The organism is Pantoea sp. X-Soil-YNGN-785, assembly GCF_059730585.1.
Map to the genome: position 1 here is coordinate 3,334,408 of NZ_AP035942.1, position 25,787 is coordinate 3,360,194.

The following is a 25,787-nucleotide window of genomic DNA, read 5'->3' on the forward strand; positions in this document are numbered from 1 at the left end:
ATACGCCAGCCGGCCCAATGTTACTATTATCACATTTAAGCGCTGATGAGGCAGATCCGGTCAGTTACGCAGCGCCGGGAAAGCGGGATCGAGCCGGAACAGCTGCTGACTGTTGTGCCACAGCGCATCGGCAATCTCTTCGGGTGACTCCTCTCGCAGGCTGCAGAGTACTTCCCACACCTGACGCGCACGTTCCGGGCGGTTTGGCTGGCCCTGAAAGCCCTGCAGTGGCATATCGGGTGCATCGGTTTCCAGCAGCAGCGAAGAGAGCGGCAGCTGTGCTACGGTCTGACGGGTTTTGCTGGCGCGCTCATAGGTAATGGTCCCGCCAATGCCAATCGCATAACCCAGCTTAATAAAGGCCTGCGCCTGCTGCAGGCTGCCCGCAAAACCGTGCACCACGCCACGGCGCGGCAGATCGAGACGCCGCAGAATCTGCGCCAGCTTGTCATGGGTGCGCCGCGAATGCAGGATCACCGGCAGCTGATACTGTTTCGCCAGCTTCAGCTGTGCTTCAAGAAAGCGTTGCTGCTTATCAAACTGCGGATTGTCGCGATAGAGATCCAGCCCGATCTCGCCGATCGCCACCAGCTTACGTGGCCGCTGTTGCAGTAAGGTTTCCAGTTGCTCAAGATGCGCCTCAAGGTGATTTTCAATGACGATAGGGTGCAGGCCCAGCGCCGCGTAAAGCGGCGGGTGTTCAGCAGCCAGTGCGCAGACGCGCTCAAACCGGCTGGCATCAATTGCCGGGATGATAATCTTCTCTACACCCGCCTCCGCGGCGCGCGTCAGGCTGGCGGCAACATCCCCTTCGAAAGGCGGAAAGTCGAAATGGCAGTGCGTATCGATAAACGTCATGCCAGCGATCCTTTGTCGTAATCCGCATCATTGTCCGCCAGCGGCGGCGTAATGATCCGTCGGGTATCCGGTGCATTGGCGACCGGCGCAGGCGGGGTGACGATGCGCGCTGAGACCATCGGTTCAGCATCGCTCAGCCACTGGCCCAGCGTGGCGAGGAAATAGCGACCACAGCGCCGCCCCAGATGATAATCCTGATTCAGCGCGGCAACCCGGCTGCCCAGGGCACTGCTGGCCAGCACGTGCGGTGGAAAAATTTCGATAATGCGCAAATCGTCGGGAGGATTCTCAATAAACTGCTGAATTTCTCTATAGCTCTGCTCATGCTTATTCAGCACGTTGATCATCGGCTGCAGCGCGCCAGTACTGAGCCAGCGCTCCATCCGTTTAAACCATTTTGGGGTGTAGAACATCTGCGATGGCACTGTGCGGATCACCACAATGGTATCCGCACCGCGACGTGCGGCCTCGCGCACCGGAATCGCATCGCTGATGCCACCATCGAGATAGCTTATCCCTTCCAGATTGACGCCCAGCCGGTAGAAACCGGGAATCGCACTGGAAGCTTTGATCAGATCCAGCCAGTTGTCGGCGGTGGGCGTAAAGTAGCCGGGCGAATAGTCGTCGCTGCGGCAGGCGCACATATAAAACTCGCGGCCGCTGGAGAACAGCTGCTCCGCACTGCTCATCGCCAGCGGAAATTCACTGCGGGTGATATCGATCAGCCAGTCGAGGTCGATCAGATTGCCTCCGCGCACAAAACGCAGCGGATCAAAAAAGAGTTTACTGGTGGTATAGCGGGTAATCACGCGACGGGCGTAGCCGGGCTGACCACAGACAAAGGCAGAGAGATTTTGTGCACCGGCAGAGGTGCCAAGCATCAGCTGAAAAGGATTGAATCGGGCGCGCTGAAATTCGTCCAGTACCCCTGCGGTGAAAATGCCGCGCTGACCGCCGCCTTCACAGACCAGGGCAATTTTCTGAGCTTTAAAGGGTGTCAGGGCCAGAGGTTCAATGGCGCCGAGTGTGACGGGAATGCGTATACCCACTGTACGAACCTCAAAAAAGGGTTCCGGGTATGCTGGAGGAGGGATCCGTTAAAGACAGCAGCATTCCGGAGAACCAGTCATCTATTCCTTTAACCGGCAGGCCAGCTGAACTGGCTTGCCATCGCAGCGATGTGAAGGTGTCCCTCTCTTCACGTCAGTCGCTACAGATGACTGGTCTCCGCTCTATGCTTTGCGTTGCATTACGCTGCAGGACTCATCGGCTAAAGCTTTTTACGGCCGGTAAACAGGCTGATGAGGAACAGGATAATACCAACGACGAAGACAACTTTAGCTGCCCATGCTGCTGTGCCCGCTAAACCGCCAAAACCTAACGCTGCAGCGATCAGTGCGATCACCAGAAAAATAATGCCCCAACGAAACATAAGCCTCTCCTTACCCTATTTAAAATCGAACTGCTTATTTAATCCCCGGATGGGTATCTTTTATCCATGCGGTCACCGAAGTGACCGCATGCAAGCTTAAGATTTAACCGTCAGGTCATTCTTAACGCTTTTCACGCCTTCAATGGCTTTAGCGATGCTTTCTGCACGATCTGACTGTGCCTGAGTAGCAACATGCCCTGAAAGCTGAACAACACCGTCGGTGGTCTCAACTTTTACGTTGCGCGACGGAACAATGTCGTCTGCTAATAGCTTAGCTTTAATTTCGCTGGTCGTAGCGGCATCGCCGGCATAACCTTTCACTGAAGATGATTTGCTGTCTCTGACGTGTAGTTTGTCGCTGACGGATTTAACACCTTCGATTTTCTGCACCACCGCCACAGCCTTTTCAGCCTGATCCTGTGAGGTGACGAAACCGCTTAAGGTCACGACGCCGCTATGCGTTTTTACCGAGATATCCGTGCTTTTAATTGCGTCGTCATCCACCAGTGCCGCTTTGGCTTTGGCGGTGATGCCGCTGTCATCCATATAACCATCGACTTTTTTCATAGAACTATCGATTTTCGAACCCGCGCTGTCGGCTGTCTGTGACGCTTTCTGCGACACTGATTCGTCAGCCAGTGCGCTGCCGCTGATCAGTGCTGAGCCAATCATGGCGGCCATCAGGGTTTTAGCAATCTTAGTCTTGTTCATCGATATCTTCCTTCTATCAGTTAACTCACCCAAAACTGTGGGCGAAACAGAGGCACAGGTGCCGCTGCGTTACAGGACGTAAGGACAAGAGAAGTCTCTTCCGCCGTCCGATAGAATAATCATAGACGGCATTTTGCGATTTGCCTGGCTAACTGGTTGATCACACGTCAAAACAGAAAAAAAACGAGGTTTTTAGGAGGAGTCTGGAGTGGGGAAATCAGGGCCATTCCCTGCTGGAATGGCCCGGAAACAGGCGATTAGTGCTCGCGCGTTTTACGGAAGGTCACGTCGGGATAACGTTCCTGCGTAATATTAAGATTGACCATGGTTGGCGCAATATAAGTCAAATTATTGCCGCCATCGAGTGCCAGGTTAACTTCGTTTTTACGCTGGAAGTCCTCAAACTTTTTCGCGTCGCTGCATTCAACCCAGCGCGCCGTAGAGACGTTAATCGCTTCGTAGATCGCTTCGACGTTATATTCGCTTTTCAGACGTGCCACGACCACATCGAACTGCAGTACCCCGACCGCGCCAACGATCAGATCGTTGTTATGCACCGGGCGGAATACCTGCACGGCACCCTCTTCCGACAGCTGAACCAGCCCTTTCAGCAGCTGTTTCTGCTTCAGCGGATCGCGCAGGCGAATACGACGGAACAGCTCTGGCGCAAAGTTCGGAATCCCGGTGAACTTCATGTTCTCACCCTGAGTAAAGGTGTCGCCAATCTGTATGGTGCCGTGGTTATGCAGACCGATGATATCGCCAGGATACGCTTCTTCAACGTGTGAACGGTCGCCCGCCATAAAGGTCAGGGCGTCGGAGATCACCACATCTTTGCCGGTGCGTACCTGACGCAGCTTCATCCCTTTTTCATATTTACCGGAGACCACACGCATAAAGGCCACGCGGTCACGGTGTTTCGGATCCATGTTGGCCTGAATCTTAAACACGAAGCCGGTGAACTTCTCTTCTTTCGCTTCAACCGTACGGGTATCGGTCTCACGGGGCATCGGACGCGGCGCCCAGGAAACCAGGCCATCCAGCATGTGGTCAACGCCGAAGTTACCCAGCGCGGTGCCGAAGAAGACCGGCGACAGTTCGCCACTCAGGAAGGCCTCCTGCTCGAACTCGTGCGAGGCGCCCTGCACCAGCTCCAGCTCTTCACGCAGCTGTGCCGCCAGATCTTCACCGACCGCGGTGTCGAGATCCGGGTTGTTAAGCCCCTTCACGATGCGCACATCCTGAATGGTGTGGCCTTTACCGGTCTGGTAGAGATAGGTCTCATCTTTGTAGAGATGGTAAACCCCTTTGAACAGCTTGCCACAGCCGATAGGCCAGGTGATCGGTGCGCAGGCGATTTTCAGCTCGCTTTCCACCTCATCCAGCAGCTCCATCGGATCGCGGATGTCACGGTCAAGTTTGTTCATAAAGGTCAGGATGGGCGTATCGCGCAGACGGGTCACTTCCATCAGCTTGCGGGTACGATCCTCGACGCCTTTGGCGGCATCGATCACCATCAGACAGCAGTCAACAGCAGTCAGCGTACGGTAGGTATCTTCCGAGAAGTCTTCGTGACCTGGGGTATCCAGCAGGTTCACCAGGCTATCGCGGTAAGGGAACTGCATCACCGAGGTGGTAATGGAGATACCACGCTGTTTCTCCATCTCCATCCAGTCCGACTTGGCGTGCTGGTTAGAGCCACGGCCTTTTACCGTACCGGCGGTCTGGATAGCCTGTCCGAACAACAACACTTTTTCGGTAATGGTGGTTTTACCGGCATCCGGGTGAGAAATGATCGCGAAGGTGCGGCGGCGTGCCACCTCTTCTAAAAAGGGATTAGACATGGAATTCTTCTCAATAGGCAGCGCAACGTACTGGCGCTGCTGATAAATCACGGTGGCCGGCAGAACCTTACCGGCGGGTAAACGGTGCCAAAACGATGTTTTATCGTTGGCGGGTCAGCGCGAAGTTACATTGGCGTGAAGTCCGGTTACCTGGTCAGCTTTAAGGCGGCATAGCATACAATATTTTGCGCGCGCGGCCTACAGGGAAGGGGGCGGGATTTCGCAGAGGGAGAATCGGAGAATAGCGGATGCGGCAACAGAATCTGGCGGGTCTGCACCCGCCCCACTCTGTTATCCCAATACCTTTCTGACGCAGGCTTTGAAGATCTGCACACCAATCTCCAGCGAGCTGAGATCGAAACGCATGTCGGGATGATGCAGTCCTGGCGTCAGGTTAGTGCCCAGCCCCCAGAAGCCCGCCTTCACACCCGGACGCTTCACCGGATAGTAGAAAAAGTCCTCGCTGCCCGGCGTGGTTCGGGTCGGCAGTGCGCCCTCTTCACCCAGCACTTCAACGATGGCCGCGCGGATTACCGCCGTCGCCTCATCATCAATCTCGGCGGCGGGCATCTCTTTCAGCACGCGGACCTCGGCGGTGGCACCCAGTGCCGCCACGCTGTGAGTAATGGCACGCGTGACCTGCTCTTTCAGCTGCGTCATCGGCCCGTTCTCCTGCGAACGCAGATCCCACACCACGCGGGCTTCATCCGGCACCGAGTTGGTGACACCGGCATCACACAGGAAGCGGGTCGCCTTGACGCTCCAGGTCAGGCCGGGTGAAAGATGGAGGGCGTTGACGGCCTGAACCGCCTGCACGGCGGCATCCAGCGCGTTCACGCCAAGATGCGGTCGCGCCGCATGAGCGGGCTGGCCTGTGATCGTCGCTTCCAGCGTGCTGCAGGCGGAGTAGAGCACCGCAGGCACCGCCTGACCAACCACGCACTCCTCAAGCGGACGCAGATGGAAGCCCAGAATCATCTCCACATCATCCAGTGCGCCACCTTCGATCATCGAGAGCGCACCGGCACCCAGCTCCTCGGCGGGCTGGAACAGAATCTTCAGCCGGCCACGTTTCACCGTGCCCTCCTGCAGTAGCGCCGATGCTGCCGTCAGCACTACCGAAGAGTGTCCATCGTGACCACAGGTGTGACGCGCACACGGCACGCCATCAATGATGTGGCCCAGCGCATCCATATCCGCACGCAGCGCCAGCACCGGCCCCGGCACACCGCTGTCGATCTCCGCCACAATGCCGGTGGTGTTATTGATGTTGCGCGTCACCTTCAGGCCCGCTTTCTCGAGCTGATCGGCGATGTAGGCCGAGGTTTTCACCTCCTGAAAACCCAGCTCCGGAATTTCATGCAGATAGTGGTAATGCTCTAATACCTTAGACACAGCGTTACTCCTGAATAAACAGACGCATAACAGACATTGCGATCAGCGCGTTGATGATGCTCACCAGCATCAGCAGCGGCCAGTATTTTTTGGGCACATCGGCCACGCCCAGCAGCCGCCCCATATATTGCAGCTGCGATCCCATCAGGAAAATCGCCGGCGCCAGAATGGTGATATCTGCACCGGTCAGCAGCCCTTTGGTCAGCAGGCTTACCGCGACGCCGGTGCCCGCCGACGAGGAGAGCCAGGCGGTGAGCAACACAGTAATCGCCTCGCCCGGCAGGCCAAACAGCCCCATCACCGGCGCAAACACATGCCCGAGAAACTGCATGATGCCGAGCAGATTCAGGACTTCTGCCAGCACATAGGCCATCACCACATTCGGCATCAGGTTGTGAATGGCGATATGAAAGCCTTTACGCGCACCGGTCACAAACACATCGAACGGATTACTGCTTGTCGCAATTTTATTTTCCATCCGCGAAATCCTTCTTATAAACACTGTTTAACACAGCGCGCGTTATCGCCGCACCGACAAATTTCAGCACGAACATTAATAACAGCGGAATAATGATCGGCAGCGTCATTGAGGCGAACAGCGCCGAACCGATGGCGAAGTAATTATTGATTAATCCGGCACCGGAATATTGCCAGGCACTCATCACCACCAGCTCTTTTTTGCCAATCTGTTTCTGGTCAGCCATCTCTTTGGTTAATGCCGCACCCGCGTCGGTGCTTTGCAGGTCGGTAATTAACGCCAGACCGCAACGACCCGGTAATCCCATCAGCGGTTTAAGCAGCGGCGTCAGTAAGCGATGTGCCGCGCGAATCGCGCCATAGTGGGTAAAGATTTCCAGCACGCCCAGCGCCAGCATTACCGTCGGCGTCAGCGACAGGGCAAACAGGAAGCCTGCTTTGGCACTGAGTCCGCCTGCGCCAAGAAAGGTGTTGCTGGCGGGATCTTTCATGGTGCCGAAGCTGCCGCCCAGCGTGGTGAAGTCAAACGCACCCAGCCATTTAAGGCCCTCGACGTTATAAAACAGCCCTGAGAAAAACAGAATGGCAAAAATTAAAGCGATATAACTGCCTTTGGTCGCCGTCATTTTTACCGGATTAACCACACTCTCTTCTGACATTATTTTCTCCTGATAACATGGCCTGCCGCCCGTTTCCTGCCGTGGCAAGTTTCAATATATGGAACTCAGTTCTAAGCAGGATTTATGCCAGAGCCGCCATGAGAACGATTGTTAACGCCTTACTTGCCGACACAGGACGTTTAATCCACGCCATACCTCTTATCGCGCTCTGAAAATGATTTTTCAGAACACAACGTTATATTTCCGGGACGGCATCAGAGGGTGGGTATTTCGTCTGCCGCAGCGACCATTGCACCAGCAGAATAGCTATCGCCCGCACTATCATGGTGCTGATTCTCCTGATGTTGTTGCCTGATATTGCGCGATACAGAATGAGAATTGGTCGCATTCAATTTCCGAAATAATTCTATTTAAATCAATCAGATAAATTGACTTATTTTGCGGAAAAGGCTTCACTTTACTAACATGTATGATGCATAATTCACCGCATCCACCTGTTTATTTAACATCTTTTTAAAAGGACTCGGCCATGCTGACTGCTGAAATGACTGGGCGTTTAAACGACCAGCTGAACCTGGAATTTTTCTCTGCCAATCTTTATCTGCAAATGAGCGCCTGGTGCAGCGACAAAGGCTTTGAGGGTGCCGCTTCCTTCCTGAAGATGCATTCACGCGAAGAAATGCAGCACATGCAGCGTCTGTTTGATTATCTGAGCGATACCGGCGCGATGCCGGTGCTGGGCACCATCGCTGCGCCACCGGTTTCTTTCACCTCGCTGAATGAAATCCTGCAGCAGGCGCTGGAGCATGAGCAGCTGATCACCAGCAAAATCAATGAGCTGGCACACGCCGCTATGACGTCACAGGATTACTCTACCTTCAACTTCCTGCAGTGGTATGTTGCCGAGCAGCACGAAGAAGAGAAGCTGTTCAAAACCGTGCTGGATAAACTGGCGCTGGTCAGCAACAGCGGCAACGGTCTGTTCCTGGTCGATAAAGACCTGGGCCGCATGAGTACCGAGAACCACGCAGAGTAATTTATGTTTGGGCCACAGAGGCAGAAAGACCCGGTCGCTGTGAGATCGTGCCTTTACAGGGATCAGGGTCAGTTCGGAAAAACGCAAAAGCCGCCATCCGTGGCACGCCCGGCCCGCGCGATTACGCACCTCATCCCTGAGGTGCGCCCGTAAACGGGCCAACGCGTTGCGTTGTTCAAAAACGCTCCCGGCGCTTTTGTCTATGGCGCGGGACGCTTTCCTCCTCTGGCCCTGTTCCCTGCTCAATGAATTTAAGCATTGCTGCCCAAAACCTGATTGATTAGGCTTTGCGACCACGCCACCGCTATCCCAGCCGGTAACTCGCCGCTTTCTCGCCATTTACCCACAGCTCACGACATTCACCCGCAGGCAGTAACAGCGCGATCTCCCGCCAGGCGGGCTGATAATCTCCGCGTTTTTCTACCGTCAGGTCGATTCGGCTGGCACTGCTGCACAACGTCCAGCTCAGCCACAGCGCGTTGCCCTGTTGCCAGCCGTGACTCTCACCGTCATCGTCAAACATTTCGCCCTGAGTTGTTACGCCTTCCGGTGCCGGCCACAGCTGCCACTGCCGCACAGTATCGCGCCGCGCATCGGTGGTGGTTTCGCACTCACCCAGCGGGATCACCGCACCCGCCCGCACCAGCAGCGGCAGCCGATCCAGCGGCGCATCAAGGGTGATGGTCTCGCCGGCCGCAAACGCTTTGCCGCTGTGCCAGTCATACCAGCCGCCCTGGTTACGTGGCAGATAGACTTTCCGACTGCGCGCGCCCTGCTCCACGACGCTGGCGACCAGCAGATCGCGGCCCAGCATAAAGTCATCACACTCCTCATACGTCAGCGGATCCTGCTCATGGTCGAGGAAGGTCGGACGCAGCATTGGCTCATCTTCCACGCTCGCCTGCCATGCCAGGTTGTAGAGATAAGGCATCAGACGATAACGCAGGCGGATCGCTTCGCGGATCATCGGTGTCACGTCCGGGTACATCCACGGCTCGTTCACCGTGTGATCGTCATTCCACGAGTGGATGGTAAAGCGCGGATGCATCACGCCATTCTGAACCCAGCGCACAAACAATTCAGCGTCCGGCTTGTCGCCAGAGAAGCCGCCGACATCGTGTCCGACGTTAAACAGCCCGGAGAGACTCATTCCCAGCCCCATGCGGATGTTATAGCGCAGGGTCTGCCAGCTGGTACGGTTATCGCCGCTCCAGGTCTGCACATAGCGCTGCATCCCGGCACAGCCGGAACGGGAGATTAGATAGGGGCGTTTGTCTGGCGCAAACTGCTGCTGCGCTTCCATCGAGGCGCGCATCATCAGCAGCGGCATCACCGGCCGGATATGCTTGATGGCGATCGGCTGACCAAAACCGTGACAGCGCGCCTCACCATCCCACACTTCATATTCGTTGTTATCGTTCCAGGTGGAATCGATGCCTTTCTCCAGCAGCTGCTGCGTGACATTCTCCTGCCACCAGCGCACCGCTTGCGGATGGGTGAAATCAAGGTGCGATCCCTCATCATCCCAGAACACCGAACGCTCGGGACGATCGAACTCAGAGTCACGAATAAACAGCCCCTGCGTCGCCACTTCCTGGTAGCGCGGATGATCCTGCAGCAGACAGGGCTTGATGTTGGCCGCCAGCTTCATTCCGGCAGTGTGAAATGCGTCGCTCAGCGCGTTGGGGTTCGGGACTTTGTCGTAGTTCCAGTTGAAAACATAGCGCTTGTTATTGATCGAGGTATAACCGGAAGAGAGCTGGAACGAGTCGCAGGGGATTTCATGCTCGCGACACAGGCGGATAAAGGATTGCAGCTGCTGCTGTGCGTCGGGCGCGTCAGTGTAGTGCATGGTCGAACCGCTGTAGCCCAGGCTCCACTTCGGCTGAAACAGCGTACGCCCGGTCAGACGGACAAAAGCTTTGGTGACGTCGAGCAGCGTCGGGCCGAGCATCATATAGTAATCGAGATCGCCCGCCTCGGCACGGTAACGGCGATAAGGCAGATGGTAGTTATCCAGCTCGTTACCCAGATCGAGCCAGCTGCTGCTGAGGTTGTCATAAAACAGGCCGAAGCTGACGCCATCGCGCTGCGTCAGGGTGAACGGAATATGTTTATAGAGCGGATCGGTGCTGGCGGCGTTATAGCCCATCGCGTCGAGATTACGCATCTCGAAACGCCGGTTAACGCGGTTCAGGTCGCCGCTCTTCTCGCCCAGACCATACACCCGATCCTGCGGCTGACGACGCTGATAGTGCTCGACGCCATCGCCGTGGGCATTGAGCAGATAGGCACCGGTGTGACGATCGGCGGTCAGCGGCTGCCAGCTCTCACCATCAAACTGCTCCCAGCTCAGGCAGAGCGGCTGATGCACGGTGACCCGCAGCTGTCGGGTGCTGATGCGCAGTTGCTGCGCATCATGCTCCACCTGAAACGCGGGCAGCGTAAAGCCATCCAGCGCCTCACGGTCACGTCCCTGCCAGGGCACATCGTGCTCTGGCGCAATGCTCCAGGTGCGGTTCAGCGCCAGCTCGCCGTCGCGCTTCAGCAGCACGCGCACCAGCTTCTCTTCCAGCACGTAAAGTCGCAGGAAATGTCGAGCGTCGACCTTGAGTTCAACAAAGTGATCGGCCTGCTGATGCAGCGTCCAGTTCTTCAGGGTTTTCATCGCGATATCCTTATGGGTTAGCAGGGCGCTGGCGGCGTTCGGCGATCAGCATCACCAGGAAAACGGCACCAATCAGGTCAAAGAAGCCCATCGCCACAAACAGCGGATTAAAGCCGATGGTATCGGCGGTAACACCGATAATCAGCGAGAAGATAAAGCTGGCGATCCAGGCGCAGGAGCCGCGCATGCCGTTAACGGTGGCCATCTGGCGGCGATCAAAGCGCTCCACCACCAGCGCACTCAGCATGCAGGAGATCACCTGATGACCGAAGCCGCCGACGGAGATCAGGGCGATAGCCAGCCAGGGATCTTTCACCAGCGTCATCAGCGCCAGCGACACCATCAGCAGCGCACCGGTGACGGAACTGGCGACAATGGAATTCACGCGGGTCATACCAAACCAGCGCACATAGATTCTGGTGAGATAGCCGCTGGCGACGCTGCCGAGGTCGGCGGCCAGAAACGGCAGCCAGGCGAACATGACGATCTGCTTAAGATCCATGCCGCGCTCGTTGGCAAGATAGAGTGGCACCCAGAAGCTCAGCACCGCCCAGGCGGGTTCAGCCAGAAAGGCTGGAATGGCGATGCCGTAGAATTTCTTCTCTTTACCAATCACTTTCAACGCGGTGAAGAACGGCAGCTTTTCACCCATCGCCTCGTTGTCCTGGTTAATAAAGGCGCGTTCATCATCGGAAAGACGGGGATGGCTCTCCGGCGAGTGATAGCCCCACCACCAGAGTCCCACCCACAGTAGGCCCAGGCCGCCGGTCAGCAGAAATGCGCCCTGCCAGCCAAAGGTAATGTGGGCAACATAGATAATCGGTGGCGCCAGCATCGCACCAACCGAAAAGCCGACGCCCGCCCAGCCCGCCGCAACCGGACGCTCCTTTTTCGGAAACCAGTCACCGATCGCTTTGGCGTTAGCAGGCGTGGCCGCCGCTTCGGACGCGCCCATGACAAAACGCAGCAGCGCCAGATGCAGCCAGCTTCCCGCACCGGCGTGCAGCAGACAGGTTACCGACCAGATCAGCGCGCAGATCAGGAAGCCCATCTTCAGTCCGATTACATCGATCAGCCAGCCGCAAATCGGCTGAAACAGGGTATAGGCGAGCTGAAATGCGGCTACGACCCACGAATACTGTTCGGTGGTCATGTTCAGACTGGTTTTCAGTTCCGGTGCCAGAATGCCGAGGGAGTTACGGGTGATGTAGTTGACGGTTACACCCAGCAAAAACATTCCCAGCATCCACCAGCGCAAATTTTTAATCACGCGCACCGTGCGTGATGCACTGATGGGTTTCGTTGTTGATTCGAGGCTCATTGTGCCACTCCTGATTGCCATTGATGACGCACACCGCCTGCTGGCGTACCGCGTGTCCTTTTATCGAACTTAGAAAAGTGCGAAACGTGGGTACAGCCACTTTTTTGCAACGATTTTCATGGCAGGCTTGATACCGACAGAAAATGGCTCTGAAACGCTTATCTGACGCGATTCAGCAGGCTATGAAAAATTTTTCATTGGCAGATTTGAAGGCGATCACAGAATGAAACAAAGGCTGAAAATCGGTGAGATTGCGGCGCTGAGCGGGGTCTCTATCAGCACGGTATCGCGGGTGCTGGCGGGGAAAGCGAACACCCGGCCCGCGACGCGGGACAAAGTGCTGGCCGTGGCGCAGCAGCAGGGCGTGCTGGATAACCTGCACAGCGGTCGCCTGCTGCTGAATAACCTGATGGTCTTTGCCCCGCCGCGCGCCTTTGACGTACGCAGCGACATTTTCTACTACAAGGTGATTCAGGGGATCAGCCAGGCGGTGGAGCCACATGAGGTGCGGCTGCGCTACTGCCCGCTGGAAGAGGTGGAGAGTAATGCCGCGCTGTTTATCGATAAGATGCAGCAGACCGAAGCCGCCCTGCTGATCGGCATTGATGATGAGCATATTCATCAGCTGGCGGCGGAGATGAACAAACCCTGCGTGCTGATCAACGCCCGCGATCGCCGGATGCGTCTGCCGTCGGTTTCGCCGCATCATCAGCTGATTGGTGAATTCTCCGCGCGCTATCTGTTTGAGCAGGGACACCGGCAGATCCTGTCGCTGCACTGCCTGCGCCGCTACACCATGGAGCAGCGCTTACAGGGCGTACGTGACGCCTGGCACGCCATGAATCTGCGCTTTGACAGCCGCCAGCATCTGCTGACCCTGAACAGTTTCAGCAGCAATGAGGCGGCAGAACGACTGGGTGAATATCTGCGCCACTGCCCTGACGCACTGCGCCCGACGGCGATTCTCGCCAGCGGGGATTACATCGCCGCAGGTGCCGTCACCGCGCTGGAGCAGGCCGGGTTGCGGGTGCCGCAGGATATCTCAGTAATGAGCATGGACGGGTTTAACCTGGCCGCTATCCACGACATTCCGCTGACCTCGGTGCAGGTGCCACGTGATGAGCTGGGCGCCGCAGCAGTCAGAATGCTGCAGGAGATGCGGCTGAATCCCGGCACACCCACTGGCAGCCTGCTGCTGAATGGCAGGCTGGTGGTGCGCGAGTCGGTGCGCCGCATCCGCGATAATCTCAGCCATGCGCCGGTTCAGCAGCATGGCCTTTATGATTAACCCGGTGCTGATTAATCCAGCGTTTTCAGTCGCAATTCCGACGGCTGAGGCCGTCCGAACAGGAAGCCCTGGAACAGCGTACAGCCCTCATCACGCAGCTTCGCGAACTGCTCATCGCTCTCCACGCCTTCAGCGGTAATCTGGATATCCAGACTGCGGCTCATGCCGGTAATCGCGCGGATAATCGCCAGCGCCTCGCGGCTGTCGCCCATATCGTTGATAAACGATTTGTCGATTTTGATTTTATCGAACGGGAAGGATCGCAGATAGCTCAGCGACGAATAGCCGGTGCCGAAATCATCCAGCGCAATCTGTACGCCCAGCGCCTTGAGATTCTGCAGGGTACGGATATTCCCCAGTGAGTCATCCAGCAGCACCGATTCGGTGATCTCGACTTCCAGTCGCGCCGGATCGAGACCCGACTCTTTCAGCGCGCCTTCGACAACCGGCACCAGCGAGCTGTTTTTAAACTGCAGCGGTGAGAGGTTGACCGAGACCGACTGCTCCCCTTCCCAGCTCGCCGCTTCACGACAGGCTTCATAGAGCGCAAAGGCTCCCAGCATATGAATCAGGCCGGTCTCTTCCGCAATCGGGATAAAATCGTTGGGCATGATCAGCCCGCGGATCGGATGATGCCAGCGCATCAGCGCCTCATAGCCAATAATGGTGCGATGATCGCCATTGGTGATGGGCTGATAGTAGAGCCGCAGGTGCCCGCCGCTGATTGCATCGCGCAGATCGTTTTCAATCAGGCGGCGGCTGCGTGCCACATCATCCATCTCCAGCGTAAAGTGCTCATAGCGGTTGCGGCCATTACGCTTGGCTTCATACAGCGCCATATCCGCACAGCGCAGCAGCTGCTCCGGCGTATTGGTGATGGTGGTGCTGAGCGCAATGCCTACGCTGAGCCCGACCGACAGATTATGCCCCTCAACGTTGACCGGCGGACGAATCGCCTCGATCAGACGCTGCGCCACAATGCTCGCCTCCTCACTGTTCGCGACCGAGGGCAGCACGATAGCGAACTCATCGCCACCGATGCGCGCCAGCGTATCCTGATCGCGCAGCGTGTTACGCAGACGTTTAGCCACGCTGCGCAGCAGCTCATCGCCAATCTGATGGCCCAGCGCATCGTTCACATTTTTGAAGTTATCCAGATCAAGGCACAGCGCGGCGGTCTGGCGCTGCGTCTGATTCGCGGTGCGCAACGCCTCACTCAGACGCTGGCGGAACAGAATGCGGTTCGGCAGGCTGGTCAGGTTGTCGTGGTGCGCCATATGGTGAATACGGGCATCGGCGGCACGCTGGTCGGTGACATCTTCCACCAGCAGCATCAGGTAGTTGCGGCGTGCATCCTGGCCATTAATCGCGGTGGCGCGGGTATGCAGAATGCGTTCGCCGCTGGCGGTCATCAGTAACTGCTCACGCTCATGCATGCCCTCACTGCGCAGTGCAACGTCCGCCAGATTGTTAAAATAGTCACTGAGTTCAGGCGACATGCATTCGTGCGGACGCTTGTTGACGATCAGTGCTTTCGACAGGCCAAACAGTTGCTGAGTACGGTCATTCACCAGCAGGATCTCGCGGGTGATCGCATCTTCAACAATCACGCAGGAGGGAATATTAGCAATGATATTGTCCAGGAATTTAGATAAGGCGGTTTTCTGCGTGCTCTGTGCTTCGGCCAGATCCCGGGCGCGCAGGATCTGCTGCTCCTGCTCACGGCCTTCCGTGCGGTCGCGGGTGATCTTGGCGAAACCGATCAGCTTACCGTCATCATCATGGATCGCGTCGATGACCACATGCGCCCAGAACGCGCTGCCATCTTTACGGTAGCGCCAGCCTTCATCCTCAAAGCGGCCGGTTTTCAGCGCGACACCGAGGTTGGCTTCCGGCGTGCGGTTCAGTCGCTCCTGAGCGCTGTAAAACAGCGAGAAGTGCTGACCCACTACTTCTTCCGCTTTATACCCTTTGGCGCGCTGGGCACCGGCATTCCAGTTGACCACCACACCGTCGACATCGAGCATATAGATGGCGTAATCGGTAACGCCCTCTACCAGCAGGCGAAAACGCTGCTCCTGTTCCCGTTGCTCGCTGCGGACACGCTGCTGTTCGGTGCAGTCACGGGTGATTTTGGCGTAGCCCAGCAATTTACCCTGATCGTCACGGATCGTGTCGATCACCACATGGGCCCAGAACGCGCTGCCATCTTTGCGGTAGCGCCAGCCCTCATCTTCAAAACGGCCGGTACGATACGCAGTTTGCAGGTTCTGGCTGGGGATATGATTGAGTCGATCCTGCGCGCTGTAGAAACGGGAAAAATGCTGGCCAACAATCTCTTCCGCCACATAGCCTTTGGCCCGCTGTGCGCCGGCGTTCCAGTTCACTACGTTTCCGTCCTGATCGAGCATGTAGATGGCGTAATCGGTGACGCCCTCCACCAGCAGGCGGAAGCGCATCTCCTGTTCCCGCTCTTTGCGCTGCTGCTCCTGCTGCCGGGTGCAGTCACGGCAGACAGCAGCAAATCCTATCAGCTGAGCGGTCTCGTCGCGGATCGGATAGATGACCACGTGTGCCCAGAAGCTGCTGCCATCTTTGCGGCAGCGCCAGCCTTCGTTTTCGTAACGTCCGGTGGTGACGGCGATATCGAGTTCGCGCTGCGGCTGACCGCGACGGCGATCCTCGTCGTTGTAAAACAGGGCGGCGTGCTGTCCAATAATTTCGTCTGGCCTGTAACCAAGGACGTGCAGACCCCCGCCGTTCCAGCTGGCGACAGTTCCGTCCGGTTTAAGCATGGTGATCGCGTAGTCGATCACGCTTTGTACCAGCATGCGATACATGACATCAGAGTTATTATCCATTGTTATTTGCCTGCTGATCGGTAGCCCGGTAAAGGCTTAGGAATGTTCTTAATCGCGAGCCGAGACTAAAGCGGAAAAGGTCTGCGAAGACAAGCGTATTAAGAAGAATAACTAATCTTAACAGGGGAGTTATCGGCAGCGGCGAGCAAATGTTCAATGATGTGATGATCGGGATAAGCGCCTGAGGTCAGGCGTTAAGGCAGGTTTTACAGCCAGCCAGGTCAGAGCGCGAGACTGGCTCGCGCTTAATCATTTCGCGACAGAAACGGCGTTTACAAGTCCATCTGTTGCTGTAAATGCATCGCGGCAATCGGCTGCCAGATCTCGGTTAACGCGCCCTCTTTACCGGTGAACGGATCCTGTGTCGGCAACGGCACTTTTTTCACCTGCTCCTGCGCCATTTTCAGCTGCGCGGATTCGTCGCGCAGCGTCTCAGGCGACATGCCGCGCGGATAGGCACCAATCACCATAAAATCTTCGCTGGCGCTGACCTGGCGATGACCGACACCCGCCGGGATTAGCACCGCATCGCCTGCGCGCAGGGTGACCATCCGGCCACTGTCACCGCCAAACAGCACTTCCGCCCAGCCTTCCGCAACCCCGAGCAGTTCATGGGTGTTGGGATGGAAGTGGGTATAGGGGAAAATCGGATAGCGCCAGGCGGGTGGCCAGCCGTTTTCGTCGAAAGTTTTCTCAAACCACGCTGCGATCTCCTCCTCTTCCGGCACCACGCGCGGCCAGATAATCAGAGGTAACGGGTTATTAGGTACGCCGCCCGACGGGATGGCGAGCATCAGATGCTGAGGATTATCAGAGGCCCCGGCCGAAAAAGTACCCGCGGCAAAGGACATCATTAATAACAGACTGGAGGATGAGGCACGCATACAGGTTCTCCGGTTTTTTTCTAAGTGTGGCAAACCCGCAGCACAATGCAATGTGCGCCGGACGACACAATTGAGATAATTAACTGATATTGCTGACTAAAGCCAAATGTGTCGTTAACAATAGGGCCAGATAGTGCCTGTACGCCTGCAGATAGCGGTTCTTACTGCGGCAAAGTGTTGCAAAATGTCAGGCGGCCCGGCACGCAGATACGGCAGCCCGATGTCCGGACACTCTTTTGATAAACTGTTATACAAAAATCGCACAGATCTGTTTCTGATATGCTTGACTGTTATCTGTTGTAATAGCTAACAGATGACAGTGAGGTAACAAATGGACGCTATTAAACAAATCCTGATTGACGAGATCGCCACGCTTAACCGCGAAGAACGTCGCGACAATTTGCCGCGATTTAGCCTCTCGTTTCTGAAGAACCATCCCGGCCTCTGGGCCGTTATGTATCTCTGCTACGGCCTGTGCGTGGCGCTGATCTTCACCACCGAGATGCTCGGCTGGCCCGCCTTCTGGTTTGCCACCGCATTTGTGCTGGTGATGAGCGTGCTGATGCTGCTTGATATCAACCCGAAGTATCGCTTTGAAGATATCGATGCGCTCGATCTGCGTGTCTGCTACAACGGTGAGTGGTATTACGTTCAGCCGGTGCGCGAGCAGGCTATCTCACGCATTCTGTCGCTGCCTGAAACGCCGGAACGGGTGAAAAGTGGTATCCAGCGTCTGCTGACGCAAAAAGGGGAAGTGGACTTTTATGATGTCTACTACCTGACCTGGGGCCACCAGGAAGCGGCACACGTCTAATCTGCCTGCGGTTGCGCCATTAACTGACCCAGCGTCGCTATTGCCGCCTCGGCCCGGCTATCCCACGGCCAGGCGGTATTCAGTCTGAAGCAGTGACTGAACTGCTCTCCTGCCGAAAACAACTGCCCCGGTGCAATACTGATCCCCTGCGCCAGCGCCTGCTGGTAGAGCCGGGTAGTATTGATGCTGTCCGGCAACGTCACCCAGAGAAAATAGCCGCCGCGCGCTTCGCTGACCGTCGCCTGCGGCGGCAGCACCTTCAGCAGCGCCTGACGCACCATCTGCTGTCGCTTCGCCAGTATCTGTCGCAGCCGCTTCAGATGAGTGTCGTAACGCCGCGTGGCAAGAAAGTCGGCCAGCGCCAGCTGCATCGGTGCGCTGGTCGAGAGCGTGCTCATCAGCTGCAGGCGCTGAATGCGCTGCGCATGCTGTCCCGCTGCCACCCAGCCGACGCGGAAACCCGCCACCAGCGACTTGGAAAACGAGCCACAGTGCAGCACGTTTCCCTGGCGATCCCAGGCCTTCGCGGGCAGCGGCGCAGCCTCACCCGCCCAGAGTTCGGCATAGACATCATCTTCAATCATCGGCACCTGATAACGCGCCAGCAGCGCCACCAGTTGCTGTTTGCGCTCCGGTGTTAATGTCACGCTCAGCGGATTCTGCAGCGTCGTCATCAGCCAGCAGGCTTTTACCGGCCAGCGTTGCAGCGCCTCCTCCAGCTGGACGAGATCGATGCCCTGCTTTGCATCGACCGGAATCGCCAGCGCCTTGAGCTTGAGCCGCTCAATCGCCTGCAGCGCGCCATAAAAACTCGGTTGCTCAATCACCACATAGTCGCCCGGCTCGGTCAGGGATTGCAGGCTGAGGTTCAGCGCCTCCAGCGCTCCGCTGGTGATGACAATTTCATCCGGCGACAGGGTGATGCCCTGACGCGCATAGCGCTGCGCCAGCAGCTGTCGCAGCGTAGCGTTGCCGGGCGGCAGATTGTGCAGCGCATCGGTTGGGGTCAGATGATGAGAGACGTTCGCCAGCGAGCGCATCAGCTGACGCTGCGGAAAGAGTGCCGGATCGGGGAACGCAGAGCCAAACGGCACGATGGCGGGATCGCGCGTGGCCTGCAGTACATCAAACACAAAGTCGTTGATATCGACCTGCTCGCTGATCGCCACACTCAGCGGTGCGGGCGCTAAGGCGCGCGGTGCCACGTAGTAACCCGACTGTGGACGCGAGACGATCCAGCCCTGACTCTCCAGCAGCTCATAGGCATGCAGCACCGTCATCAGGCTGACACCCTGATGCGCAACCTGCTGACGCAGCGACGGTAAACGGGTGCCCGGCAGCCAGATGCCGGCCTCTATCTGCTGCTGAATCTCATCCATCAAGCGCTGGTATTTCGCCACGGGTCGCCTCTCCTTGTTTACCGCGAGTCGTCTGACCGCGAGACTTTACCACGCACGGCGGCCAATGACAGGCGGCGCGCATCGCTTATCGTCTCCGATTACGCTGATTCAGCGCTACTCAGGCGCGTCAGATCACCGCCACCTGCGGCGTCAGGGGCTGATCGGCCTCAGTCATCGGGCTCACGTTTGCCATCGCCACCTCCGTTTCCGGCACCACAAAATTAGCCAGATCCGGCACCCGCTCAGGGGGAACCGGCTTGCCCAGCAGATAGCCCTGCAGCGTATTGCAGCCCAGGCTGGTCAGAAAGGCCTGCTGCTCAGCGGTTTCAACGCCTTCAGCCACCACTTTCAGCTGCAGCGACTGCGCCAGCGCCACAATCGCCGACACGATGGTGGCATCTTCTTTCTGATGTTGCAGCTCATTCACAAAGGCCCGGTCGATCTTAAGCTCGCTGGCCGGCAGCCGTTTCAGATAGAGCAGGCTGGAGTAGCCGGTGCCAAAGTCATCAATCGAGGCTTTCACGCCGAGCTGGGTCAGCTCGGTGAGAATACGCACGCTCTCATCGGGATCGCGCATCGCAGTGGTCTCCGTCACTTCCAGCGTCAGCAGTTCGGCCGGAATCTGATGTTTTGCCAGCGCATCCACCACCGTCTCTACCAGATTCGATTGTTCAAACTGCAGCGCCGACAGGTTCACCGCCACCGACCAGTCCGGATGGCCCTGCAGATGCCACTGCCGCAGCTGACGACAGGCTTCATGGATCACCCAGTTGCCGATGCTGACAATCATGCCGGTCTTTTCCGCCATCGGCAGGAATTTATCGGGCGACAGCAGGCCACGCTTCGGATGCTGCCAGCGGAGTAACGCCTCAAAACCGAGGATCGGGCCGCGCGGTGCACAATATTTTGGCTGATAGAACAGGCGCAGTTCGTCGTTCTCCAGCGCATGCCAGAGATCGTTATTCAGCTGAAGCTGGCTCTGCGCCTGAATGTTCATTGAGGGCTGGAAGAAGGTGTAGCCGTTGCGGCCATTATTTTTGGTATGGTACATCGCTGCATCGGCGTTGAACATCAGTTCACGCTCATCCACGCCATCACCGGGATAGACGGCGATACCCAGACTCAGTGAGACCACCAGTTCATAGCGTGAGATATCAAACGGGCGATCCACCGCTTTAACCAGCTTATCGGCGATGGCCGCAGCATCATTGGGATCGTCGATCTCAACCAGCAGCACAAACTCATCACCACCGAGCCGCGCCAGCGTGTAGTAGCCGGTCATCTGCTGACTCATCCGCTCGGTCACACCGACCAGCAGACTGTCGCCAATGTGATGTCCGAAGGCGTCGTTAACCGCCTTAAACCCATCGAGATCCATAAACATCAGGGCAAACTGCGTCTGCTCACGGTTCGCTTTGTTGATCGCCTGCTCCAGTCGATCCTCCAGCAGGATACGGTTCGGCAGCCGGGTCAGGTTATCGTGCAGCGCCAGCTGAGCCAGCTCGCGATTCGCTTCAGCCAGCGAACTGGCGAGAATCGAGGTACGCGCCTGCATCCGCGCATCCAGCATCGAGACCAGCAGGGTAATGCCCAGAATCGAAATGGTGACCACCGTGACCAGAATCGCCAGCCAGTTGCTGTTAACGCCCTGCCCGACCGGATGACTGTGGGTGGGAAACTCTGCTGCCATCATGCCGGTATAGTGCATGCCTGCAATCGCACAGCCCATCACCACCGAAGCGCCAATGCGCAGCAGTGTGACCCGGCCGGTCTGACCCTCACGCAGGTTAAACGCCAGCCACAGCGCCGCGCCCGAAGCGGCCAGAGCAATCGCCACCGACAGCGCTACCCAGCCCCATTGCCAGACGATACCGGGCGAGAACATCAGCGCCGCCATGCCGGTGTAGTGCATCGCCGCGACACCACTGCCGAGGATCAGCGCGCCGCCCGCCAGACGCGGCAAAGGCAGATCGCCACTGCTGCAGACCAGCCACAGTGCAAATATCGACGCGCAGACGGCAATGGCGGCGGAGAGGGCGGTAAGTCCGGCGTTGTAGCTCATGACCATCTCCATGCTCATCGACAGCATGCCGATAAAGTGCATCGCCCAGATGCCAATACCCATGGAGAAACCGCCGCCGAACAGCCAGACCAGCGCCACTTTGCCGGTAGAATGTACCACCCGTCCCGCCATATCTAAGGCGGTAAACGAAGCCAGCATCGCGACAAGAACTGAGACGATGACGATAAAAGAGTCGTATGAGGTTGCTAACATAGTGCATTCCCGCGAAAGCCGTGCTGGTGGTTGGGCAGAGGTTTTTTTAAATTTGTATGAGTTATCGGCATAGCCCGGCGGTTAATGAGCCGCGAACCCTGCATCCTTTCCACTCATTCTGAGTGATGAAATCTATCGTCAGCTTCAGCCAGAAACCGACGACACCGGCTGCCGCAGTGCGGGAAAACTGAACGCGTCAACCCGATCCGGAGGCGTTGGCTTGCCCAGCAGATATCCCTGCAATGCATCAAAGCCTAAGCTGGTGAGCAGATGCTGCTGCTCTTCCGTCTCAACACCTTCCGCTACCATGCGCAGGTTGAGACTCTGCGCCAGCGTCAGCATGGCGCTGACCACGGTCGCATCTTCACTGCCAGGTCGCAGGCAGTTGATAAAGCTGCGATCAATCTTGAGTTCACTGGCATCCAGATGCTTAAGATGCAACAGGTTGGCATAGCCGATGCCGAAGTTATCAATGGCGACGCTGACGCCTGCCTGCTGCAACTCACGGATCCGCTGCTGGCTGAAAACAGGGTCTCGCATGGCAATCGTTTCGGTGATCTCCAGCATCAGCGCGCTCCCTGACAGCTGGTAACGCGCCAGCGTCCCGGTCAGCGTGCTGAGGAGATCGCGCTGGTGAAACTGCAACGCCGAGAGATTTACCGAGACCGTCCAGTCGCTGTGTCCCTGACTGTGCCAGATCCTTAACTGACGGCACGCCTCCTCAATCACCCAGTTGCCCAGCGCCACAATCTGACCGGTTTTTTCGGCGCGCGGCAAAAACAGCTCAGGCGTCAGCAGACCGCGCTGCGGATGCTGCCAGCGCAGCAGCGCTTCAAATCCCATTAATCGTGTGCCGCCGGAACGGAATTTGGGCTGATAGAACAGCCGCATCTGCTGGCGATCGATCGCTTCCCACAGATCGTTGGCCAGCTCCAGCTGATGCTGCGTTGCCGCGCTCATGGCGGGCTCAAACAGGCACCAGCCGTTTCGCCCACTGTGTTTGGTGTGGTACATCGCCGCGTCGGCATTAAACAACAGCTCCTGCCGGCTGCGGCCATGCAGTGGAAAGATCGCAATACCGGCACTGAGTGAAACGTGCAGTACATAGCGGTCAAGTTCAAACGGCGAACCGATTACTTTCACCAGTTTTTGCGCCAGCTGCCGGGCCGGGCTGATATCACACTCCGCCATCAGCACAAACTCATCCCCGCCCAGCCGCACCAGCAGCATGGTGTTACTGAGCTGACTGCGTAGCCGTTCCGCCACTGCCACCAGTAGCCGGTCACCGACGTGATGTCCCCAGGTATCATTGACCGCCTTGAAGCCGTCCAGATCCATATAGATCACGGCAAAGCGATCTTCATTCAGCGTCGCCTGTTTGATGGCGAGATCAAGCTGCTGCTCCAGCATCACCCGGTTGGGCAGCGCCGTCAGGTTGTCATGCATCGCCAGCTGACGCAGTTCCTGGTTAGCGCGATTGAGCCGGGTTGCCAGCCGCGCGGCGCGCACCTGAGCGTCCAGCATCGAACTCAGCAGGGTGATCCCCAGAATACTCAGCGTAATCAGCGAGACCCATACCGCCAGTCCCGGATTACTGACGCCGTGCGGCAGCATGGTGCTGTCGTGGCTGAACACCGCCGCCGCCATGCCCACATAGTGCATGCCTGCAATCGCGATCCCCATCACTATTGAGGCCAGCCCACGCATCAGCAGCAGATGATGGTCACCCTGCCGCAGATGAAACGCCAGCCACAGCGCCACGCCCGAGGCGACGAACGCAATCAGCACCGAGAGCGCCACCAGCATCGTATTCCACTCAGGTTGCGGATCAATCAGCAGGGCCGACATACCAAGATAGTGCATCACCACCACGCCCGCGCCCAGGATCAGCGTGCCGCGCAGCAGCCGCTGACGGGTGAGATGCAGGCCGCCAACCGTCTGGCCGAAGGCGAATATTGACGCCAGGATCGCCACCAGCAGCGAGAGGATCGTCAGCCGCGTGTCATAGCGCATCGTCATCGGCATCATCATTGCCAGCATCCCGATAAAATGCATGGCCCAGATGCCAATCCCCATTGCCGTGCCGCCCACCAGCAGCCAGAACCGCGCGCTCCAGCCATGGGAGACCGCCACCCGTCCGGCAGTGTCCAGCGCTGTAAAAGAGGCAATAAACGCCACGAGCAGCGAAACGCAGATCAGCACGCTATCCCAGGTGACAAGCAACATGTACAACTCCTCACCACCCGCAGAAAAGCAGGTGCTGTGTAAAGTCAGAAAAGTAATTTTAAAAACACCCAATGGGTGAAAGTTAATTAACTTCAGTATTTACTGGCCCTGAAGACCGGGCAAAACAGGCCCATAAACGCAGGGCCATTTGTGACCTGCATCTTATTAACCGCCTGCTGTCTCTGGCGGTAAATCGTTATTATGTCTGATTGGTACAGGAACATATCACCGAAGCAGAAAGCATACCAGAGGCCGAAAAAACAAGGGATTTTGTTTTGCCGTCTCGCTTTTACGCCTTGCTGTAACTGGGTTATCGGCCAGAAAGACCATTTGATTAACGAAAAATAAACAGCCGCACTTCGCGTAACGCTTTAACTGATCTATAGTAAATAAAACTGATATAAATCATCATTCTTAAGTCTGAGATTTTTCTTAGGACTACGGCGCTGCCGGACTTGTTATTTTTATTTCCTTACTTTGGGTTGAATCGTTAATAAACACCGGGTGAAAAAGCACTGACTCTCGATAATCCGTAAGGAAATATTATGAAACTCAAGCTTTTTCTGTTTGCCGCTGCAGGATTAACTGTTGCTGTTCCATCATTAACCCAGGCGGCTACGACCTCGGGAACCATCAATGCCACGTTAACACTGACCACCGGTTGTCTGGTAAACGGACAGTCAGCCACGGCGGGCGTTAACTTTGGTACCCTGAACTTTGGTAGCAGCGCCGCCACCTTTGATACCCTGAACGCCACCCTGGTCGGTGCAGCCGGTAACGGTATTTTTGTGCGCTGCACCACCGGTCAGGATTACAACGTGGTGGTGACCAGCAGCAATGCTGCGCCAGCTACTATCTATGGTACTGCCTCTACCTCGCCGCGTTATCTGATTCTGGGATCGAATAATGCGCAGGGTATCGCCTATACCCTCTACAGTGACGCCTCCTTCACCACGGCGATCGCCAACAATACGCCGATCGCCTCCAGTGGTACGACGGATCCGACGCGGGGAACCAACTACGCCATTTATGGCCGGGTGGTCGGCGGCGGCTTTAACCCCCTGATCCCTGCCGGAACCTATACCGATACGATCAACGTTGCCGTGAACTATTAACTGCTCTCGCAGGTAAAGAAAGGTGGTTCTCTGGCGAGCCTGCCTGACGATCGCACGCGGTCTGCCTCTGCTGATAGGGAGCGTTAACGCCTGGAGTCTGCCTACCAGCACTTTCCAGGTTACGGCGTCGATTGTGGCAGGCTGCGTGATATCCGGTACCAATACCGGCGTTTTCGGCACGCTTGATTTCGGCACGCAGTCTGGTGTGGCGACCAGCACCGTCAACGCCAGCTTCGTGCAGAGCACTTCCATTAACCTTGCCTGTACGCCAGGCACCACGCTGAGCATGAGCATCAATCAGGGCAGCAACTTCACGACGACCCGTAATCTGAAGCTGCCCAATTTCACCAATACCGTTCCCTATACGCTCTTTAGCAATGCCAGCCGCACCACGGTCATCCCGGTAAACCAGGCGGTGTCGCTGAGCTATAGCAATGCCAATAACATTACGCTGCCGATCTATGGCCAGCTACAACTGCCCGGCACTGCGCGCGCCGGCGTCTATACCGACACGCTGACCGTCACCCTGAGCTGGTGAGGCGATAGAAAACAAGGATATGAT

Annotated in this window: 20 protein-coding genes; 5 read left to right on the plus strand and 15 right to left on the minus strand. The window is 57.0% G+C overall.

Annotation, left to right across the window (positions count from 1 at the left end; translation table 11 throughout):
- Nucleotides 1-60: 60 nt before the first annotated feature.
- The 8 genes from AC6I8E_RS15475 to AC6I8E_RS15510 all read right to left on the minus strand — a co-directional run bounded on the left by AC6I8E_RS15475 (nucleotide 61) and on the right by AC6I8E_RS15510 (nucleotide 7,376).
- Nucleotides 61-858 (minus strand): TatD family hydrolase, encoded by a 798-nt coding sequence (locus tag AC6I8E_RS15475; protein WP_195857681.1) that lies wholly within the window; start codon nucleotides 856-858, stop codon nucleotides 61-63.
- Entirely contained in the window at nucleotides 855-1,907 is a 1,053-nt protein-coding gene (locus AC6I8E_RS15480; protein ID WP_095706680.1) for a patatin-like phospholipase family protein, read from the minus strand. Before AC6I8E_RS15480 ends, AC6I8E_RS15475 begins: the two co-directional genes overlap by 4 nt.
- Before the next feature lie 221 nt (nucleotides 1,908-2,128).
- Nucleotides 2,129-2,290: a DUF1328 domain-containing protein gene (locus AC6I8E_RS15485; RefSeq protein WP_003848537.1), complete on the minus strand. Its 162-nt coding sequence runs from the start codon at nucleotides 2,288-2,290 to the stop codon at nucleotides 2,129-2,131.
- A 96-nt stretch (nucleotides 2,291-2,386) separates the two neighbouring features.
- The gene (gene osmY / locus AC6I8E_RS15490; protein WP_013359017.1) at nucleotides 2,387-3,001 is read right to left on the minus strand and encodes a molecular chaperone OsmY; all 615 of its coding nucleotides are present in this window, start codon (nucleotides 2,999-3,001) and stop codon (nucleotides 2,387-2,389) included.
- Between the two features lie 257 nt (nucleotides 3,002-3,258).
- The gene (prfC, locus tag AC6I8E_RS15495; protein WP_033784671.1) at nucleotides 3,259-4,845 is read right to left on the minus strand and encodes a peptide chain release factor 3; all 1,587 of its coding nucleotides are present in this window, start codon (nucleotides 4,843-4,845) and stop codon (nucleotides 3,259-3,261) included.
- Between the two features lie 291 nt (nucleotides 4,846-5,136).
- A complete protein-coding gene (locus tag AC6I8E_RS15500) occupies nucleotides 5,137-6,240 on the minus strand; it encodes a M20 peptidase aminoacylase family protein (protein WP_095706678.1) in 1,104 nt (367 codons plus the stop codon).
- Between the two features lie 4 nt (nucleotides 6,241-6,244).
- Nucleotides 6,245-6,718: a YjiG family protein gene (locus tag AC6I8E_RS15505; protein ID WP_003848518.1), complete on the minus strand. Its 474-nt coding sequence runs from the start codon at nucleotides 6,716-6,718 to the stop codon at nucleotides 6,245-6,247.
- Nucleotides 6,708-7,376 carry a nucleoside recognition domain-containing protein gene (locus tag AC6I8E_RS15510; RefSeq protein WP_013359020.1) on the minus strand — a complete coding sequence of 223 codons (669 nt, stop codon included), beginning with the start codon at nucleotides 7,374-7,376 and terminating at the stop codon, nucleotides 6,708-6,710. The genes AC6I8E_RS15505 and AC6I8E_RS15510 overlap by 11 nt, the downstream gene beginning before the upstream one ends.
- 490 nt (nucleotides 7,377-7,866) lie before the next feature.
- Here AC6I8E_RS15510 and ftnA point away from each other — a divergent pair, with 490 nt between their 5' ends.
- Nucleotides 7,867-8,373: a non-heme ferritin gene (gene ftnA / locus AC6I8E_RS15515; protein ID WP_033733871.1), complete on the plus strand. Its 507-nt coding sequence runs from the start codon at nucleotides 7,867-7,869 to the stop codon at nucleotides 8,371-8,373.
- A 304-nt stretch (nucleotides 8,374-8,677) separates the two neighbouring features.
- Here ftnA and AC6I8E_RS15520 read toward each other — a convergent pair whose 3' ends face one another.
- Nucleotides 8,678-11,041: a glycoside hydrolase family 31 protein gene (locus tag AC6I8E_RS15520; RefSeq protein ID WP_370420168.1), complete on the minus strand. Its 2,364-nt coding sequence runs from the start codon at nucleotides 11,039-11,041 to the stop codon at nucleotides 8,678-8,680.
- Between the two features lie 10 nt (nucleotides 11,042-11,051).
- Nucleotides 11,052-12,362: an MFS transporter gene (locus AC6I8E_RS15525; protein WP_497824204.1), complete on the minus strand. Its 1,311-nt coding sequence runs from the start codon at nucleotides 12,360-12,362 to the stop codon at nucleotides 11,052-11,054.
- Between the two features lie 223 nt (nucleotides 12,363-12,585).
- On the opposite strand from AC6I8E_RS15525, the gene AC6I8E_RS15530 reads away from it, so the two are divergent.
- Nucleotides 12,586-13,650, plus strand: coding sequence for a LacI family DNA-binding transcriptional regulator (locus AC6I8E_RS15530; protein ID WP_033733874.1), 1,065 nt, complete (start codon nucleotides 12,586-12,588; stop codon nucleotides 13,648-13,650).
- Between the two features lie 11 nt (nucleotides 13,651-13,661).
- Here AC6I8E_RS15530 and AC6I8E_RS15535 read toward each other — a convergent pair whose 3' ends face one another.
- Together AC6I8E_RS15535 and AC6I8E_RS15540 are read right to left on the minus strand one after the other, a co-directional pair.
- Nucleotides 13,662-16,511, minus strand: a complete 2,850-nt coding sequence (locus tag AC6I8E_RS15535; protein WP_312216964.1) for an EAL domain-containing protein — start codon at nucleotides 16,509-16,511, stop codon at nucleotides 13,662-13,664.
- A 272-nt stretch (nucleotides 16,512-16,783) separates the two neighbouring features.
- A complete protein-coding gene (locus tag AC6I8E_RS15540) occupies nucleotides 16,784-17,395 on the minus strand; it encodes a cupin domain-containing protein (RefSeq protein ID WP_497824205.1) in 612 nt (203 codons plus the stop codon).
- Between the two features lie 331 nt (nucleotides 17,396-17,726).
- Between AC6I8E_RS15540 and AC6I8E_RS15545 the strand changes: the two genes are divergently transcribed.
- Nucleotides 17,727-18,209: a YlaC family protein gene (locus AC6I8E_RS15545; RefSeq protein ID WP_312216965.1), complete on the plus strand. Its 483-nt coding sequence runs from the start codon at nucleotides 17,727-17,729 to the stop codon at nucleotides 18,207-18,209.
- On the opposite strand, the gene AC6I8E_RS15550 is transcribed toward AC6I8E_RS15545, so the two are convergent.
- The 3 genes from AC6I8E_RS15550 to AC6I8E_RS15560 all read right to left on the minus strand — a co-directional run bounded on the left by AC6I8E_RS15550 (nucleotide 18,206) and on the right by AC6I8E_RS15560 (nucleotide 24,110).
- Nucleotides 18,206-19,609 carry an aminotransferase-like domain-containing protein gene (locus AC6I8E_RS15550; protein WP_312216966.1) on the minus strand — a complete coding sequence of 468 codons (1,404 nt, stop codon included), beginning with the start codon at nucleotides 19,607-19,609 and terminating at the stop codon, nucleotides 18,206-18,208. The genes AC6I8E_RS15545 and AC6I8E_RS15550 overlap by 4 nt on opposite strands.
- A gap of 127 nt (nucleotides 19,610-19,736) precedes the next feature.
- The gene (locus tag AC6I8E_RS15555; protein ID WP_497824206.1) at nucleotides 19,737-21,884 is read right to left on the minus strand and encodes a putative bifunctional diguanylate cyclase/phosphodiesterase; all 2,148 of its coding nucleotides are present in this window, start codon (nucleotides 21,882-21,884) and stop codon (nucleotides 19,737-19,739) included.
- Between the two features lie 144 nt (nucleotides 21,885-22,028).
- Nucleotides 22,029-24,110, minus strand: coding sequence for a putative bifunctional diguanylate cyclase/phosphodiesterase (locus tag AC6I8E_RS15560; RefSeq protein WP_497824207.1), 2,082 nt, complete (start codon nucleotides 24,108-24,110; stop codon nucleotides 22,029-22,031).
- Between the two features lie 545 nt (nucleotides 24,111-24,655).
- Here AC6I8E_RS15560 and AC6I8E_RS15565 point away from each other — a divergent pair.
- Entirely contained in the window at nucleotides 24,656-25,225 is a 570-nt protein-coding gene (locus AC6I8E_RS15565) for a spore coat protein U domain-containing protein (RefSeq protein ID WP_013359030.1), read from the plus strand.
- Between the two features lie 22 nt (nucleotides 25,226-25,247).
- Entirely contained in the window at nucleotides 25,248-25,763 is a 516-nt protein-coding gene (locus AC6I8E_RS15570; protein WP_013359031.1) for a Csu type fimbrial protein, read from the plus strand.
- Nucleotides 25,764-25,787: the final 24 nt, after the last annotated feature.

Excerpts from the sequence above, each read along its gene's own strand:
- AC6I8E_RS15475 (WP_195857681.1), bottom strand. The coding sequence starts at position 858 with ATGACGTTTATCGATACGCACTGCCATTTCGACTTTCCGCCTTTCGAA.
- AC6I8E_RS15485 (WP_003848537.1), bottom strand. The coding sequence starts at position 2,290 with ATGTTTCGTTGGGGCATTATTTTTCTGGTGATCGCACTGATCGCTGCA.
- osmY (WP_013359017.1), bottom strand. The coding sequence starts at position 3,001 with ATGAACAAGACTAAGATTGCTAAAACCCTGATGGCCGCCATGATTGGC.
- prfC (WP_033784671.1), bottom strand. The coding sequence starts at position 4,845 with ATGTCTAATCCCTTTTTAGAAGAGGTGGCACGCCGCCGCACCTTCGCG.
- AC6I8E_RS15505 (WP_003848518.1), bottom strand. The coding sequence starts at position 6,718 with ATGGAAAATAAAATTGCGACAAGCAGTAATCCGTTCGATGTGTTTGTG.
- AC6I8E_RS15510 (WP_013359020.1), bottom strand. The coding sequence starts at position 7,376 with ATGTCAGAAGAGAGTGTGGTTAATCCGGTAAAAATGACGGCGACCAAA.
- ftnA (WP_033733871.1), top strand. The coding sequence starts at position 7,867 with ATGCTGACTGCTGAAATGACTGGGCGTTTAAACGACCAGCTGAACCTG.
- AC6I8E_RS15520 (WP_370420168.1), bottom strand. The coding sequence starts at position 11,041 with ATGAAAACCCTGAAGAACTGGACGCTGCATCAGCAGGCCGATCACTTT.
- AC6I8E_RS15525 (WP_497824204.1), bottom strand. The coding sequence starts at position 12,362 with ATGAGCCTCGAATCAACAACGAAACCCATCAGTGCATCACGCACGGTG.
- AC6I8E_RS15530 (WP_033733874.1), top strand. The coding sequence starts at position 12,586 with ATGAAACAAAGGCTGAAAATCGGTGAGATTGCGGCGCTGAGCGGGGTC.
- AC6I8E_RS15535 (WP_312216964.1), bottom strand. The coding sequence starts at position 16,511 with ATGGATAATAACTCTGATGTCATGTATCGCATGCTGGTACAAAGCGTG.
- AC6I8E_RS15540 (WP_497824205.1), bottom strand. The coding sequence starts at position 17,395 with ATGCGTGCCTCATCCTCCAGTCTGTTATTAATGATGTCCTTTGCCGCG.
- AC6I8E_RS15545 (WP_312216965.1), top strand. The coding sequence starts at position 17,727 with ATGGACGCTATTAAACAAATCCTGATTGACGAGATCGCCACGCTTAAC.
- AC6I8E_RS15555 (WP_497824206.1), bottom strand. The coding sequence starts at position 21,884 with ATGTTAGCAACCTCATACGACTCTTTTATCGTCATCGTCTCAGTTCTT.
- AC6I8E_RS15560 (WP_497824207.1), bottom strand. The coding sequence starts at position 24,110 with ATGTTGCTTGTCACCTGGGATAGCGTGCTGATCTGCGTTTCGCTGCTC.
- AC6I8E_RS15565 (WP_013359030.1), top strand. The coding sequence starts at position 24,656 with ATGAAACTCAAGCTTTTTCTGTTTGCCGCTGCAGGATTAACTGTTGCT.